The organism is Chryseobacterium taeanense (assembly GCF_900099685.1).
Lineage (GTDB): Bacteria > Bacteroidota > Bacteroidia > Flavobacteriales > Weeksellaceae > Chryseobacterium > Chryseobacterium taeanense.
In genome coordinates this window covers 1-15594 of record NZ_FNDW01000010.1, presented here as the reverse complement: position 1 = coordinate 15594, position 15594 = coordinate 1, and the positions used below count along the sequence as shown (strand labels likewise).

The following is a 15594-nucleotide window of genomic DNA, read 5'->3' as shown; positions in this document are numbered from 1 at the left end:
TCAAATTTAAGGATTTTGAAAAGGAAATTTATATAATGAAGTGTTAAAAATAAAGCTATCTTTGAGTAAAAAGCGCCTCATGAAAGAAGTCCTGAAAAACTACTCCGGAATCCTGCTTTTGCTTCTGGGCATTAGTGTCGGAAGCATTATCGGAATTGTAGCTCCCCATATTGTAGATTACCTTAAACCTTTGGGAGATATCTTTCTCAATTTACTTTTTGTAAGTGTTGTGCCGCTGGTCTTTTTTGCCGTTTCCAACTCTATTGCTTCGCTTGAGCAGCAGTCAAAGTTCGGAAAGATCATTTTTACGATGGGGCTTACTTTTCTATTTTTTATTCTAACGGCAGCCGTTTTCACGATCTGCGCAGTGTATCTGTTTCCCGTTTCGGGAATTTCTGGAAGCCAAGAAGCAGTCGAAGAAGTAGCATCTGGTGAGAGCTGGGGCAACAGAATAGTAAGCTTTTTTACGGTGGGCGAATTTACACAGCTTTTTTCAAGACAGAATATGCTGGCGCTGCTCATTTTTGCTTTTATGACAGGTTTTTCAGCCAGAAGAGCAGGAGAAAAAGGACAGGTTTTCAGGGCGTTTATTGCTTCAGGATATGAAGTGATGAAAGAACTTCTTTTACTGATTATGAAAGCAGCCCCTATTGGGTTGGGCGCTTATTTCGCTTATCAGGTAGCCACATTAGGACCTCAGCTTTTCGGATTTTATGCTAAACCATTAGGACTTTATTATATTGCAGGTGTTATTTACTTTCTGGTATTTTTCTCATTGTATGCTTTTATAGCAGGGGGAATAAGCGGAATCGAAAGGTTCTGGAAAAATGCCATTTACCCTACCGTAACGGCACTCAGTACCTGCAGCAGCTTTGCTACCATGCCTGCCAATCTGCAGGCAGCTTCTAATATGAGAATTCCCAGCCAGATTTCCAACATTGTGATTCCGATCGGGACAACGCTTCATAAGAACGGATCTTCAATGTCTTCGATCATTAAGATCTATGTTGCTTTTATGATTATCGGAAGAGACTTTTTTGATCCGGTGAATCTGCTCTTAGCATTAGGCATTACCGTTTTCGTCAGTATCGTAGCAGGAGGAATTCCCAATGGCGGATATATCGGTGAAATGCTGATGATTTCCGTTTACAAACTTCCCGCAGAGGCAATTCCAGCCGTGATGATTATCGGAACATTGGTAGATCCTTTAGCAACGGTTTTAAATGCTGTCGGGCAGTTGATTGCGTCAATGTTTGTCAATAGGTTTGTCAAGGTCTGATGCCGTTTTAACTGATGTATTTAAAAATACCTAACTATGTTTCATAAAAAACCTGCGCAGCTTTTATGCAAAAGGTGCGCAGGTTTGGAGTAACTCCTGCTTAGGTTTGAGGTAAAACCTGCGCAGGTTTTATACGTTTACTTGTCTTTGGTAAAAGTGGCCGTATTGAGTGCATCAGTAATACGCTTACCAGGACGGTAGTTTACCTTCGCTCCTTTGATAAGGCTTACATTAAACTTGTCGGCACTTTCGGCACTTCCACTGCTGAGACTGGGATAGAAACTCCCCAGTTTGTCGAGCCTGATAATCTTGCTATTGGCAAGCTCTTTCTGAATGACGTTTTCGAGGGCAATGATGACTCCCCGAATATCTGCTTCACTGAGGGCAGAAAATTTCTCGATTTCTTTTACCAGGTCATCGACGGTCATTTCACCATCGGTTTTTACCTGTGCATACCATTTTTTGGTTCCACCGCCAGTTACGCCTGGCTCACCACGTTCAATCACTGTGTACTTGATAGACATTTGTGTTAATTATTTAGATTAAGTGATAAACTTAATAAAATAATCAATACAAAAATCCTCTGTAGATAAACATCTACAAGCCTATAGAAATATTTCTATAACCCGTTGTGCGTTTTGATTCATTTTCGTCACTTCGAGTAGATTTAAAAAAAATCGTATCGAGAAGTTTCACTTTAAGTCACCTTTACTCACAGATTCTCGATACATTTTTCTTCGCTTCGCTGCGAAAAATACTCGAATTGACGAATCCCATAACCAAATCTTACAAAATACCCAACCGGTATGATATAAATGAAAAAGATCTCAATAGCTAAAAAAAATCTTCAATGTATATCCTTTTGAGAACTTTGAATATTTCATTGCTTTATCATTATCTTTTGTGGCTTTTGACTCCGTCGAACCTTCGGTTTGTGGTTAATCCTGAAATCAGTTTCAACAAGTTTATATTCAAAAGTAATGTATGCGAATCATCATTCTTTTAATATTTATTCACTCCTTTTTACCGGCTCCAGATTTTCCAGTTCCTCAGGTGTAAAAAGTCGGTAATGAACTTTAAATGTTTTGCCTAAAGGGGTTTCGAGGGAAAATCCGCCGGGTCCGAAGCCGTCGGTAACATCCAGTGTGAAATGGGAGTACTGCCAGTATTCGAACAGGTCACGGTCAATCCAGAATTCATGATTGTGGATGGTGCCGATCATAGCATCGTTCATTCTCGGATAAAACCCGCCTTTTTCGAAACACTGTGGCTGCGTCCCCTCACAACATCCGCCCGCCTGGTAGAACATGAGATCTCCGTATTTTTTTTCGAGCTCCCAAATGACTTCTAAGGCTTTTTCTGTAGCGGCAAGTCTTGATATTTTAGGTTTCATAATTTTTTCTTTTGTATTGATTGGCATAGCTCAAATTAAATAGTTTCACTATTCGGGATACTTTTAATTATTTTAAGGAGCTGGACTTTTTCTGATCCTCAAGCAAATTTACTTTATACTTATAATAAGCAGTTGTGCATTTTGCAAAATTTTTATACGATCCGTCAGTTCGAGTACTTTTTCGTAACAAAGTGGAGGAAAAATGTATCGAGAACAGATTTATCTTCAGAAGTAACAAACTTCTCGATACGATTTTTTCAAAATCTACTCAAAGTGACGAAAATATATCAAAATACAAAACGTGCTTATAAGTTGTTCATGATGTTAAAAAAAGTTCGGCGAAATTTCATTTCGCCGAACCAGACATTGTCATCATTAATTTGCACTTCCGGCAATATCGAGAACGATTCTTCCATCGATCTGTCCTTTTTTCATTTTATCAAAGACTTCATTGATGTCTTCCAGCTTTGCAGCCGTAACGGTTGCTTTTACCAATCCTTCATTAGCAAAATCTAGTGCCTCCTGAAGGTCTTTTCTTGTTCCGACGATAGACCCCCTCACGGTAATTCTCTTAAGCACGGTTTCAAAGATCGGAAGCTCAAATGAACCTGGAGGAAGGCCGTTCAGCGCGATGGTCCCCTTTCTTCTCAGCACATCTATCCCCTGCTTGAAGGCAATAGGAGAGACCGCCGTAATCAATGCGCCGTGCATTCCGCCAACTTCTTTATGCAGGTATTCTCCAGGATCTGTGTTTCTTGCATTGACTACCAAATCTGCTCCCAGCTTCTTCGCCAGTTCCAGTTTATCGTCCGCTACATCTATAGCGGCTACATGCATTCCCATTGCTTTTGCATACTGAACGGCAACATGTCCCAATCCTCCGATTCCGGAAATAGCCACCCATTCTCCGGGCTTTGTTTCGGTTTCTTTTAATCCTTTATATACGGTAACACCGGCACAAAGTATGGGCGCAATTTCTAAAAAGTTGACATCACTCTTCAAATGCCCCACATATCTTGAATCGGCGATCACATATTCCGCAAAGCCACCATCAACACTGTAGCCACCATTCTTTTGGGCTTCGCAAAGGGTTTCCCATCCTGTAATACAATAATCACAGCATCCGCAGGCAGAATACAGCCAAGGCACGCCTACTGCATCTCCTTCTTTCACATACGCTTCGGGGCCACACGCGACAACAATTCCTACACCTTCATGTCCGGGGATCAAGGGCATTTTGGGTTTTGCAGGCCAGTCACCATCGACCGCATGAAGGTCGGTATGACAGACTCCGCAGGCGATCACTTTTACCAGTACTTCATATCTTCCGGGTTCACGTACCGGAACTTCTTCAATTTTTAACGGCTGACCGTACCCTTGTACCACCGCCGCCTTCATCGTTTTTGGAATCATATTCTGAGTTTTTTTAGTTTAGTTTTTGTTTTTTATTTACCGTTGATAACACGGATTTATACAGATTGTTATGTTTCATTTTAAATGAATCCTTACAAAACTGTTTATCACGTATTTTTATTGACCACAGATTACGCAGATTTACACGGATTATTGCGTTTCATTTTAAAAGAAACCTAATTTGTTTTTGTTGTAAGAGATCAGCATATTCTTGGTCTGACGGTAATGATCGAGCATCATCTTGTGGTTTTCTCTACCGATTCCTGACTGTTTGTACCCTCCGAACGGCGCTCCCGCCGGGTAAGAATGGTATTGATTAACCCAAACTCTTCCCGCCTGGATATGACGCGGAATGTTGTACAATTGATGGGCATCTCTCGTCCATACTCCGGCTCCAAGGCCATAAATTGTATCGTTGGCGATCTTGATAGCATCTTCTTCGTCTTTAAACGTGGTAAACGCCAGCACCGGACCAAAGATTTCTTCCTGGAAGATTCTCATTCTGTTGTTGCCTTTGAAAATGGTCGGCTGAATATAATAACCGTTTTCCAATCCTTCTCCTACATTGTTGACATCTCCTCCTACCAGCACTTCCGCGCCTTCTTCTTTTCCTAATTTAATATAGGAAAGAATTTTATCTTTCTGTATCTGGGATGCCTGAGCACCCATCATCACTGTTTTATCCAATGGATTTCCTACTTTGATGGCTTTTACTCTTTCAACCACTTTTGCAATGAAAGCGTCTGCGATATCTTCCTGAACCAATAATCTCGAAGGGCAAGTGCAGATCTCTCCCTGATTAAGGGCAAAAAGCACGGCTCCTTCTATGGCTTTATCTAAGAACTCATCATCGGCATCCATCACGGAACTGAAGAAAACGTTTGGTGATTTACCTCCCAATTCCAAGGTTACAGGAATAATATTTTCAGTTGCGTACTGCATCACAAGACGACCTGTCGCTGTAGATCCTGTGAAAGCTGCTTTGGAAACTTTTGGATTGGTTACCAAGGCTCTTCCTAACTCTGCACCGAAACCGTTAACGATATTCACGACTCCCGCAGGCAGCAGATCTCCTATGACCTCCATTAAAACCATGATGGAAATTGGGGTGCTTTCCGCAGGTTTCAATACGACACAGTTTCCTGCCGCCAGGGCCGGAGCCAGTTTCCATACTGCCATCAGGATCGGGAAATTCCAAGGGATGATCTGAGCAATGACACCAAGCGGCTCATGAACGATCAAAGAAACCGTATCTTTATCTAATTCGTTGTGTGAACCTTCTTCTGCTCTTATCACGGAAGCGAAATACCTGAAATGGTCTACCGCCAATGGTAAATCTGCTGCCAGTGTTTCTCTCACCGCTTTCCCATTATCTATTGTTTCTACCGTCGCCAGGTATTCGAGGTTTTGCTCGATTCTGTCTGCAATTTTATTTAAAATAACACTTCTTTCTGTTGACGAAGTATCTTTCCAGGTTTGGAATGCTTTTTCCGCAGCATTTACAGCCAACTCCAGATCTTCTTTGGAGGAATGCGCCGCCTGGGTAAACTGTTTTCCGTCAATGGGCGATACTACATCGAAGTATTCACCGTTTATGGGGGCGGTAAATTTGCCGTCAATATAGTTATCGTATCTTTTTTTGAATTCAGGCCATTGCAATAATGTGTCTGATTGTTGTTGTGTTGTTGTGCTCATATTCGTACAATTTTTAATTTTTCTGAATAGCCAAGTTACATTTACAACAGGTAATCGGATAGCAAAATCGTACAAAAAGACTTCAAAATCGTACAGACGGACAATTTTATAATTCATTAACATTCATTAAATATCATATTTTCTTATATTTGAGTTAAGCGGAAGCATAAAATGTTCTAAAATGAATAATCATAAGTTTTTACTCAAAACCCCTGAATTAAAGAAGGAAAACCAGCTTTTAAGCATGGTGGAAAACCAGACTACATTCAATCTGAACAATTGTGAATTCAGCATATACGAGACTCACAAAGCCGCTTTTGACGTAAAACTGCATTTTGATACGATTGCATTCACCGCCATGCTTCGTGGAAAAAAGCACATGAAACTCGATAATAAGACTAATTATTTTGATTATTATCCTGGTGAAAGTGTTCTGGTATCGCCCGGAGAGACGATGATTATCGATTTCCCCGAAGCTGATGAAACGCCATCACAATGCATTTCACTAAGCCTGAATCCTGAATTTATTGAGAATTCGCTTAATCATCTTAATTATCATTTACCAAAAACAGACGAGACCTCGCAGTGGAATATCGAATTTGATGAATACTTTCTGTTTAACAATCAATCTTTAGCTTCTGCTACGAACAATATCATGCGTATTGCGATGGATGATAATTCACAAAAAGACATCATGGCAGATTTTGCACTGAAAGAGTTATTGATACGACTAATGCAGACTCAGGCAAGAAGTATGGTGGAGAAAAATATCGTTAAGAATAAATCCAGAATAGGTTTCGCAGTAGATTACATCAAAAAGAATCTTCATCAGAAACTTTCCATTGAAAGCATTGCAAAGCTTGCGTATGTGAGTAAATCGAATTTCTTCAGAATGTTTAAAGATGAGCTGGGAACTTCGCCTAATGAATTTATCCTTCAGGAAAGAATCAGCAGGGCTAAAGAGCTCTTAAAAAACCAAAACAGCATAAAAGAAACTGCTTACCAGACTGGTTTTTCAGATACCAACTATTTTACTAGAGTTTTCAAACAGTTTGTTGGTGTCACGCCGAAGAGTTATCAAGATAAAACTACAATATCTCAGTAACTGTGGTGATTCCTCCAAAAGATACTATTGAATCATTGTGTATTAAAGTCAGCAAAAAAGCATCCCTTTGATTGAGATGCTTTAGAATAGTTTATTTTTGATAATGATAATATCTTGCTCCTTTCAAAACAGGATTTTCAAGTTCAACATACTTTAACCCAAAACCTTTATAATTTTTGTTTACCGATTCCTGAATTTGTTTTCTGTGAAGTTGTTCATACGTTTCAAAATCAATTGCTTTTCTGTTTTTCAATTCATCAAAGAGATTCCATTTTGCCACAACATTTTTCCAGTTTTCAGAAACTTTGCCTGCAAAAACTTTTGATTTCGAACCGCTTCCGTATCCTAAAAATCCGATTTCCTGTCCTTTCAGTTCTTCATTTTCATTAAAAGAAGTCTGCAACGCTGAAAGCATTGCCATAAAAATGGATGCTGTGTACATATTTCCTATTTCTGAAGAAGCTCTTTGTGACTTTTCGATTTTCTCATTAATAAAGCTGATGTATTCTTCAGATTTTGCCACCGCTTTTTGCTCTTCAGGAGTTGCATAAGACAAGCCGTTTTCCAAACTGTAAATTTCCGTGAAAACCCTTTTGCCATGGAAAGCATACGGAAGATGAAAAATCAGGTATTTCCAGTTTTCATAAGGTTTGTTTTTTCCTGTCAGTTCCTTATAATGCTCATATGCTTCCCTGATTCTATCCTGATAACACTGATTGGAATACTGACCATCAAATACAGGTTCATCGGTAAAAACTTCTATTTTTTCAGGATAACTTTCGGGAGCGTTTACTAATTCTTCTTTTTTAAAATGCCGTCTTGGTTTAAAGAAATCGAAGACACTCTCTGTAGCAATTCCCCAATGATTTTCAATTTCGATCAGATCCGGTTTTGACGATATCAAAACAGCCACCGCCCCTCCGCCTTGTGTATATTCACCGGAAGAAGCCAGTTCATATTTTGCGTAATCGCTTGCAATTACCACTGCTTTCTTGTCAGGATTCACCCGTACAAAATCGAGTGAATTATGAAGCGCATCTACCGCTCCGATACAGGCGAACGTCATATCTACAACGTCACAGTTTTTGAAGCATCTGCTGCCGAATTTTGGTTCCAGAACTTCCTCTACCATCTGCATCGCATAAGAAGCGGTTGGTTTTGCTGCATCCAGGGCACTTTCGGTTCCCAGATAAATTCTTGCGATTTCTTTTGGATTGAGCTGGTAGTCTTCTATTAATTTTAAGAGCGCTTCTGCCGCAAAAGTCGCTGCATCTTCGTGTACATCAGGAAAGCCCATTTTATGAAGACCTAATCCTTTTTCAAGTTTAGCAGGATCAATTCCTCTCTTTTCAGCTAAATCTTTAATTTCCAAATACAAAGACGGCACATAATAGCTTGCTGCCTCAATTCCAAAAGTCATATTTTTTTAATTTTAATACGAATTTAAAAAATGTAAACGTTTAATCAGTAATGATTGTTATGAAATTTACAAAGTATGATTTATATTAGATAAAGAAAATCTGGTTTTTATTGCATATAAAAGCACCTCCAGGGAGATGCTTGATTGTAAATTATTAACAGAATTATAAGTTTCCTCATCAAAATACACGAATCAACTTATTATTATATTCGCAATCAAAATTACAATTTTAAAACATTACAATCAAATAAATAAGCAATTATTAAATTTAATTTAATAATTAACATAAGAAAATAACCGCTACAAAATAGCGGTTATCATAATTTGAGATGAATTCTTATTATTTATTTAAAATCTTCAATCGCTTTATTAATAAGATCAATTTGTTTGTTAATGCTTGCGGCGTTCTGAGGGTTCTGTTTCAGAACTTCCATTTTCTTGTTAAGACCGTCTTTCAGCATCTGGGATATCATCATTTTTACCTGCGGATTGTTTCCGATTTGACCTTTCGCACGGCTTAACATTTTTGTAATACTTTCTGTAGCTTTTAAATTATCTGAGCTCATGATCCAATTGTAACCTTCCTCAGCAGATTTTCCCAATTCAGGATTCTGGAATTTGATGAATGGATAAAACGCTGCAAACTGAGCAATATTAGCCATCTGAGAAGCTACTTTGTTTTGAACTATAATCGGCAACATCTGTGCAGCAAGTGTTTCTGAAGCGCCTTCCATGTCGATTTTATCGGCATACGTACCAGCCTTTGCAGGATCGATCGCTACGATAGCTCCGACCGAACTTCCTTTTACCGCATTGGAAACAGCATTGGCTCCTTTTTCAAAAACCGGCATATATTTTTTATCTTTTGTTTTTGCCAACGCTGAAATTGCAGCAGCCTGAACGAGTGTTTTAGGATCGTTGGTTGCCAGTTTTTCAACATCGCTACCTAAAGCTTTCAACTGTTCAGCATTGGAAAGATCCATCAACTGCAATGCTCTTATTCTTGTTCTGAAGAACGGATCTTTAATCGCTGCGGCTAATAATTTTGTCGCTGCAGGATTTTTTCCTAACTGATCTTTAATGCCGTTCAAAGCTGCATATTTGCTTTTAAATTCTTTAGACCCTGTAAACTGCATAAGATACTGTTCCGGAGTCTTTGTGTCCTGGATATCAGCCAGTAAAACGCCATCTGCATTAATATTTACAAGATCGGCATTTTTAGTAACATCAAAATTAAATGTATTTTTTGCTTCGGCGTTTACCCAAACATTATATCTCTTCGGCTTTCCGTTTTCGTAAACATCGATCGCCAAAGGAAACTGGAACGGCTGTTCCTGAGTCTGCTCAACAGTTACTGCAATCTGTTTTTTTACCGGCTCAAAGGTGTAAGAATAATTGATTTTAGGGTTTCCGCTTCCGAAATACCATTGGTTAAAGAACCAGTTCAGATCTTTCCCTGATACTTTTTCAAATGAAAGTCTCAGCTGATGAGCTTCTGCGTTCTGGTATTCATTGGTTTTCAGATAATCTTGTATTCCGGCAAAGAATGCATCATCGCCAAGATAATTTCTGAGCATATGAAGAATTCCGCCGCCTTTCTGATAGGTTACCAAATCAAAAACATCTTCGCGTGAATCATAATTAAACCTTACAAGATCTTTCTTAAAGTCTCCGGGATTATGGATGTACATATTAACATCTTTCATCTGATGATAATCTGCCTGATCTTTTCCGTATTTATATTCGTTCCAGAGATATTCCGAATAATTGGCAAATGACTCGTTTACTGTAAGATTACTCCAGCTTTCTGCGGTTACAAGATCTCCAAACCAATGGTGAAACAATTCGTGCGCGATAGTATCTTCCCATGTATTTTCATCGATGAGCTGTCCCGGCTTTTGGAGAATATCACTTCCATGAAGGGTTGCTGTAGTATTTTCCATCGCTCCACTTACGTAATCTCTACCAGAAATCTGTGCATATTTTGCCCATGGATAGTCATATCCTAATTTTTTAGAAAAGAATTCAATCATTTCCGGAGTATTTCCGTAGATCTGCTTTGCATAAGGTTCGTATTTCTTTTCAATATAATAATCGACTGGGATATTTCTCCATTTGTCCTTCACGATGGCATACTCTCCCACTCCCATGAAAAATAAATAGGTAGAATGTCTCTTATCCATTACCCAATGATCCGTTCTCAATCCGTTTGATTCTTTTTGGGAATCTTTAAGGATACCGTTTGAAAGGGTTACATATTTATCAGGAACTGTCATATAAATTTCCTGTGTACTTTTCTGATTCGGTTTATCAATGGTAGGAAACCATGCTGAGGAGGATTCTGTTTCGCCTTGCGTCCATATTTGTGTAGGTTTATCGGCTTCTTTCCCTTGCGGATTGATGAAGTACAGTCCTTTAGCATCATTAATCGCAGCGCTACCTTCCTGTTTTACTTCATTCGGACGGGCTGTGTATTTGATGTAAACTGTATAATCCTGATTTTTTGTGTACGTTTTATCTAAAGTGATTTTTAATACATCATTTTTATAGTCATATTTTAAGGGAGATTTTTTGCCATTCGTATCCAGCGCTACTTCGTGAATTAGCATTCCTTTGGCATCCAGCGTTAGTTCGCCGGTCGGGTAGAAAAAAGGAGATGCAGTGAGCCATTCTTCACCGTTCATCTGCTCTTTCTGATAGTCGAAATTTACTTTTAGTTTGGTATGTTTAAGTTCTGTTGCTTTCGTGTGAGTGGCTCTGTAGACCTTTTCTCTTCCGGAAGTTTCAGTTTGTGCCGCCACATTTGTGGAAAAGAAAATTCCCAAAAGAGCGATTGATAAAATGGCTTTTTTCATTATGATTAAAAATTATTTTTTTGTTAAAATATCAAAGATGTCATTGACCAGGGTTTCGTAATCTCCTTTTTTGAACTGTTCTTTAGTCTTTGCAAACGCTTTTTTCAGTTCGCTTTCAGGGTTTTCATCGTCGATGATTTCTACGGAATCCACACCTTTCATTTGAAGTACTGCGTTTTTCAATGCTTCAATATCCGCAGTCTTTTCAATATTTATTTTTAAATATTTCATTGTATTATTCTTTTGCGAATGTGTTTTTCGTTCCACCCTGCATGATGATAAACTGATTTTTTGCGGGGAAAAATTCAACGACAATTCCAGCTGTATCGAATTTAAACCTGGTATTTGAAGTCGCTTCTAAAGGAAATGCGCCTTGTCCGGTTGCCTGTGCCATCAGTTTTTTATCCTTGATAAAGATATTAATTTTTAAGGGGATATCAGGAGAAGAATATGTTCCTGCATATTTTTGAAGCTCATTTTCCGGAATTTCCATTGTTTTAAAACTTGGAATTTCGAAATCTTTTCCGATTGCAGTTTCAATCATTTTAATTGAAATTTCATTTGTATCCATGTCCGATTGATTGGTACTAAAAGCTACCGCAACCTTCAAATCCGGAAAATAAAATAAGGCCGAACTGAATTTATCGATTCCTCCGGTGTGACCGAATCCCCAATGCTTATCAAAAGGAACCTTCAACAAACCGTATCCATAATCGTCTATAAAATGTTTCATTTTTTCCAGACTTTCTTTTTTTACTAATTTTCCCTGTTCCAAACCAAGAATAAAGTTTAAAAGATCTCTCGGAGTTGAGATGATATTTCCTGCACCAATAGGAATGGTCATGTCCGTTTCAGATGAAAGTTCATATTTTCCGTTGGTAAACTCGTAAGATTTTGCCTGATTTTTTGACGTGTCGATTTTTCCACCAACTTCTGTTAAAGTTAATTTTAAAGGTTTTGTGATTTTAGATTTAATTAATTCAGCGTACGTTTTTTTATATATTTTTTCAAGAATAAAACCTAATAAAATATAGTTAGAATTGCTGTATTCATACTTCGAGCCAGGTTCAAAATCACTTTTATATTTTTTAATGATATTGACTAAACTACTTTCTGTCTGAGGTTTTGTATTGTATTGCCAATATTCTGCTTCGTTGGTTAAGTTGTGAATTCCGGTTCTATGCTGCAATAAATTTTCGATCGTGATTTTATCAGCATTTGGAATTTCAGGATAAAAATCTGATAATTTTTTGTCTAAAGAAATCTTTTTCTCTTCAACAGCTTTCATCATCAAAACTGCGGTAAACATTTTGCTGATCGAGCCAATTCGGTATTGCGTTTCCACATTTGCTTTTTGCTTTTTTTCAACATCGGAAAATCCGACCACTTTAATGAAAGTCGGCCGATTATCTTCTGCAATGGCAAAACTTCCCATTACTTTATGGTGTACAAACAGAGAATCAAAGTAATTTCCCAATTTTTCTTTTACACTTTGTTGAGAAAATGCAATATTTGAAAAACTTATTGCTGAGAGAAAAAGTAACTTTTTAAACATATTCTGAGATTTAACAAATGAGTTGAAAAATTTCTGAAGATGTTACAAAAAAAAGTGAAGTTTTGAGCTTCACTTTTTAGTATTAATTTATAAAATTTATATTACGGTAAAATCCAGTGAGATATTTGCTTTTGCGATGTCATCTATTACTTTATTTCCATGACTTTTTCACCATCGTTGAAGAATCCGGAATGAAATTTCAAATCAAAAATAACAGAATGACAGCAATTATAAAATAATATCTGAAATATTAATTCAAAAAATATCAAATCGCAACAGGTGCTTTAATTCCGGGATGCGGATCGTAATTTTCCAATGTAAAGTCTTCAAAATCAAAATCAAAAATATCTTTAATTTCAGGATTAAGTTTCATCGTCGGCAAAGGCCTTGTTTCTCTGGAAAGTTGTTTTTTAACCTGTTCAAAATGATTATTATAAATATGAACATCACCGAAAGTATGCACATAATCGCCAACTTCCAGATCGCAAACCTGCGCGACCATCATCAGCAATAAAGCATAGCTTGCAATATTGAAAGGGACTCCAAGAAAAACATCAGCACTTCTTTGATAAAGCTGTAGCGACAGTTTCCCATCTGCTACATAAAACTGAAATAATGCATGACAAGGCGCTAAAGCCATATTCGGGATTTCCGCAACATTCCATGCAGAGACAATCAGTCTTCTGGAATCCGGATTTTTTTTGATCTGATCGATCACTTCCGTAATCTGGTCTACCACTTTTCCATCGGCTCCATTCCAGCTTCTCCACTGTGCACCGTAAACCGGTCCCAGATCACCGTTTTCATTAGCCCATTCGTCCCAGATAGAAACACCGTTATCTTTTAAATATTTAATATTGGTATCTCCTTTTAAAAACCACAACAGCTCATAGATAATAGATTTCAGGTGCACCTTTTTCGTCGTTACAAGAGGAAAGCCTTTTGAAAGATCATATCTCAGCTGATAACCGAAAACACTTCTCGTTCCCGTTCCGGTTCTATCGGTTTTGTCTGTTCCGTTATCTAAAATATGCTGTAAAAGGTCTAGGTAGTTCTGCATTGAAAAAATGATTTATGCCTCAAATTTAAAGAAAGAAATTTAAAAATGAATTAAAAAAAGCATCCATTTTGATGGACGCTTTATATTGAAAAAAAGTATGATTTTTATTAAACCGCTGTATAACCGCCATCTACAAGATAGTATCCTCCGGTCATGAATGAAGATTTTTCCGAACTTAGAAATAGCACAAGTTCAGCAACTTCTTCAGGTTTTCCGAGTCTGCCCATCGGGTGTTTGGTGATGAGAGCATTTCGCATTTCTTCGCTCAGCATTTCTAAAAGAGGAGTATCAATATAAGCAGGCCCTACTGCATTGCAACGGATATTTTTCTGCCCATACTCCGCACCTATATTTTTTGTAAGTCCTACTACGGCATGTTTCGCAGCAGTATATGCCGATGAAAGCGGCGCTGCAACAGTTCCGTGGATGGATGCCATATTAACAATAACGCCACCCCCGTTTTTCTCCATTTGCTCTAACTGATACTTACAGCCATAAAAAACACCATCAAGATTTACACTCAGAACTTTTCTCCAGCTGTCGAGACTATAATCGCCGGTCAGAGCCTGCTCTCCACCGATTCCGGCATTGTTGCATGCAATATCAAGTCTGCCATAGATTTCTACCGTTTTCTTTATTAAAGCTTCCACTTCTTCTGCCTTTGAAGTATCTGCCTTTACAAATGCAGCTTCACCACCATCTGCCTTAATTTCTTCTACAGCCTTTTTACCATGTTCTTCGTTGATGTCTGATACGATTACTTTGGCTCCTTCTTTTGCATACGAATGAGCAACGGACAATCCGATTCCTGATCCGGCTCCTGTTACAAGGGCGACTTTGTTTTCTAAAATTCCCATAATGATATTTTATTATTTGTAATAATTTGATACCACAATTTACGTCAAAACCAGCAAAATGCTTCCAAAGTAAGCAATAAAGTTTTCTTAAAATTCTTTGGTGAAATATTAATCTGAGTTAAAAAATAAGCTTTTCACTCTCGTAAATCGTTACCAAATTTCTATGATCGTCTGGGAATTATTGTTGAGGGAAAAATTTTGACCTTTACTTAATGCTGACATAGATTTGACTAAGGGAGATTCTAAAGAAACAGTCATGATTTTCTGATTATCATAAATAATTTCTCCAACGGAAGCTGAAATATAGAATAGTCCTCTGTCTGTTTTCACCAGTGCTCCGTTTTGTACTTTCGTACAGGGATCGGCATTGATTTTCTGAAGTGCTGTCTGCTGATTCGTCGCTTCATTCAGTTGTCTTTGTAAGTTATTGATTTCCTGCTGCAGCATTTCCCGCCCCGTTTCATATTTATCTCCCATTGAACTTTTGGTATCGTTATTCGAAGCTCTTGTACTTTCAATCAGTTGTTCGAATTTCTGAATTTTTTCTGCCAACCTTCGTTTCAATACTTCCAATATTTCATATTTATCCATAATTAAATGTCCACTTTAAGTAATAAATCCAAATTTATTGAATAAAATCCATGAATATTACTTCTCTTTAATATAACATAATATTCATACTTTAAAATTTATTGGAAAAAGTTTTTTTTCAATATTACCATCAGAAAACTTGACGGCAAAAGTCTTTGCATCAAAAAACTATAATATTCTGTTTTTGAGTTATCTATCATTAATTAACATAATAAAATTTTTATCACTACTATTTGAAAATTTCGTAAATTTAACCTGAGTTCGGTTTAAGCAAATTTTAAAAATAGTTGACCGTCATTTACCTTTTTCAAGTTGAGTGACGGTTTCTTTGGAAAGAAACAATATGCTGTTAGTCCTCCCAAAATATTTAT

General features: G+C 37.6%; 13 protein-coding genes and 1 pseudogene. 2 read left to right on the top strand and 12 right to left on the bottom strand.

Annotation, left to right across the window (positions count from 1 at the left end; translation table 11 throughout):
• Positions 1 to 79: 79 nt before the first annotated feature.
• Positions 80 to 1279, top strand: a complete 1200-nt coding sequence (locus tag BLR30_RS13260) for a dicarboxylate/amino acid:cation symporter (RefSeq protein WP_089859736.1) — start codon at positions 80 to 82, stop codon at positions 1277 to 1279.
• A 137-nt stretch (positions 1280 to 1416) separates the two neighbouring features.
• On the opposite strand, the gene BLR30_RS13255 is transcribed toward BLR30_RS13260, so the two are convergent.
• The 4 genes from BLR30_RS13255 to BLR30_RS13240 all read right to left on the bottom strand — a co-directional run bounded on the left by BLR30_RS13255 (position 1417) and on the right by BLR30_RS13240 (position 5780).
• Positions 1417 to 1803, bottom strand: coding sequence for an HU family DNA-binding protein (locus tag BLR30_RS13255; RefSeq protein WP_089859731.1), 387 nt, complete (start codon positions 1801 to 1803; stop codon positions 1417 to 1419).
• Positions 1804 to 2288: 485 nt separating this feature from the next.
• Entirely contained in the window at positions 2289 to 2672 is a 384-nt protein-coding gene (locus tag BLR30_RS13250) for a DUF779 domain-containing protein (protein ID WP_042719775.1), read from the bottom strand.
• A 375-nt stretch (positions 2673 to 3047) separates the two neighbouring features.
• Positions 3048 to 4085 (bottom strand): alcohol dehydrogenase AdhP, encoded by a 1038-nt coding sequence (adhP, locus tag BLR30_RS13245; RefSeq protein ID WP_089859727.1) that lies wholly within the window; start codon positions 4083 to 4085, stop codon positions 3048 to 3050.
• 165 nt (positions 4086 to 4250) lie between these two features.
• A complete protein-coding gene (locus tag BLR30_RS13240) occupies positions 4251 to 5780 on the bottom strand; it encodes an aldehyde dehydrogenase family protein (RefSeq protein ID WP_089860061.1) in 1530 nt (509 codons plus the stop codon).
• A 181-nt stretch (positions 5781 to 5961) separates the two neighbouring features.
• On the opposite strand from BLR30_RS13240, the gene BLR30_RS13235 reads away from it, so the two are divergent.
• Positions 5962 to 6885, top strand: a complete 924-nt coding sequence (locus BLR30_RS13235) for an AraC family transcriptional regulator (protein WP_089859724.1) — start codon at positions 5962 to 5964, stop codon at positions 6883 to 6885.
• A gap of 91 nt (positions 6886 to 6976) precedes the next feature.
• Here the strand turns inward: BLR30_RS13235 and BLR30_RS13230 are convergent, their stop codons facing one another.
• From BLR30_RS13230 to BLR30_RS18100, 8 genes and pseudogenes are all read right to left on the bottom strand, one after another.
• A complete protein-coding gene (locus tag BLR30_RS13230; protein ID WP_089859718.1) occupies positions 6977 to 8305 on the bottom strand; it encodes a hydroxymethylglutaryl-CoA synthase family protein in 1329 nt (442 codons plus the stop codon).
• A 344-nt stretch (positions 8306 to 8649) separates the two neighbouring features.
• Complete coding sequence (locus BLR30_RS13225; protein WP_089859715.1) at positions 8650 to 11160, bottom strand: M1 family metallopeptidase; 2511 nt, start codon at positions 11158 to 11160, stop codon at positions 8650 to 8652.
• A gap of 12 nt (positions 11161 to 11172) precedes the next feature.
• Positions 11173 to 11391 (bottom strand): hypothetical protein, encoded by a 219-nt coding sequence (locus BLR30_RS13220; RefSeq protein ID WP_089859712.1) that lies wholly within the window; start codon positions 11389 to 11391, stop codon positions 11173 to 11175.
• 4 nt (positions 11392 to 11395) lie between these two features.
• A complete protein-coding gene (locus BLR30_RS13215) occupies positions 11396 to 12715 on the bottom strand; it encodes a serine hydrolase domain-containing protein (RefSeq protein ID WP_089859709.1) in 1320 nt (439 codons plus the stop codon).
• Positions 12716 to 12980: 265 nt separating this feature from the next.
• Positions 12981 to 13775, bottom strand: coding sequence for a thymidylate synthase (locus BLR30_RS13210; RefSeq protein ID WP_089859706.1), 795 nt, complete (start codon positions 13773 to 13775; stop codon positions 12981 to 12983).
• Between the two features lie 107 nt (positions 13776 to 13882).
• Positions 13883 to 14632: an SDR family NAD(P)-dependent oxidoreductase gene (locus BLR30_RS13205; protein WP_089859702.1), complete on the bottom strand. Its 750-nt coding sequence runs from the start codon at positions 14630 to 14632 to the stop codon at positions 13883 to 13885.
• 150 nt (positions 14633 to 14782) lie between these two features.
• Positions 14783 to 15223, bottom strand: coding sequence for a hypothetical protein (locus BLR30_RS13200; RefSeq protein ID WP_089859700.1), 441 nt, complete (start codon positions 15221 to 15223; stop codon positions 14783 to 14785).
• 266 nt (positions 15224 to 15489) lie between these two features.
• Positions 15490 to 15594: pseudogene (locus BLR30_RS18100) on the bottom strand (IS982 family transposase); the annotation flags it as partial.

What these genes read in the sequence shown, in the direction of transcription:
- BLR30_RS13210 (WP_089859706.1), bottom strand. Translation starts at nt 13,775, where the DNA reads ATGCAGAACTACCTAGACCTTTTACAGCATATTTTAGATAACGGAACA.
- BLR30_RS13215 (WP_089859709.1), bottom strand. Translation starts at nt 12,715, where the DNA reads ATGTTTAAAAAGTTACTTTTTCTCTCAGCAATAAGTTTTTCAAATATT.
- BLR30_RS13255 (WP_089859731.1), bottom strand. Translation starts at nt 1,803, where the DNA reads ATGTCTATCAAGTACACAGTGATTGAACGTGGTGAGCCAGGCGTAACT.
- BLR30_RS13260 (WP_089859736.1), top strand. Translation starts at nt 80, where the DNA reads ATGAAAGAAGTCCTGAAAAACTACTCCGGAATCCTGCTTTTGCTTCTG.
- BLR30_RS13220 (WP_089859712.1), bottom strand. Translation starts at nt 11,391, where the DNA reads ATGAAATATTTAAAAATAAATATTGAAAAGACTGCGGATATTGAAGCA.
- BLR30_RS13205 (WP_089859702.1), bottom strand. Translation starts at nt 14,632, where the DNA reads ATGGGAATTTTAGAAAACAAAGTCGCCCTTGTAACAGGAGCCGGATCA.
- BLR30_RS13240 (WP_089860061.1), bottom strand. Translation starts at nt 5,780, where the DNA reads ATGAGCACAACAACACAACAACAATCAGACACATTATTGCAATGGCCT.
- BLR30_RS13250 (WP_042719775.1), bottom strand. Translation starts at nt 2,672, where the DNA reads ATGAAACCTAAAATATCAAGACTTGCCGCTACAGAAAAAGCCTTAGAA.
- BLR30_RS13230 (WP_089859718.1), bottom strand. Translation starts at nt 8,305, where the DNA reads ATGACTTTTGGAATTGAGGCAGCAAGCTATTATGTGCCGTCTTTGTAT.
- BLR30_RS13200 (WP_089859700.1), bottom strand. Translation starts at nt 15,223, where the DNA reads ATGGATAAATATGAAATATTGGAAGTATTGAAACGAAGGTTGGCAGAA.
- BLR30_RS13235 (WP_089859724.1), top strand. Translation starts at nt 5,962, where the DNA reads ATGAATAATCATAAGTTTTTACTCAAAACCCCTGAATTAAAGAAGGAA.
- adhP (WP_089859727.1), bottom strand. Translation starts at nt 4,085, where the DNA reads ATGATTCCAAAAACGATGAAGGCGGCGGTGGTACAAGGGTACGGTCAG.
- BLR30_RS13225 (WP_089859715.1), bottom strand. Translation starts at nt 11,160, where the DNA reads ATGAAAAAAGCCATTTTATCAATCGCTCTTTTGGGAATTTTCTTTTCC.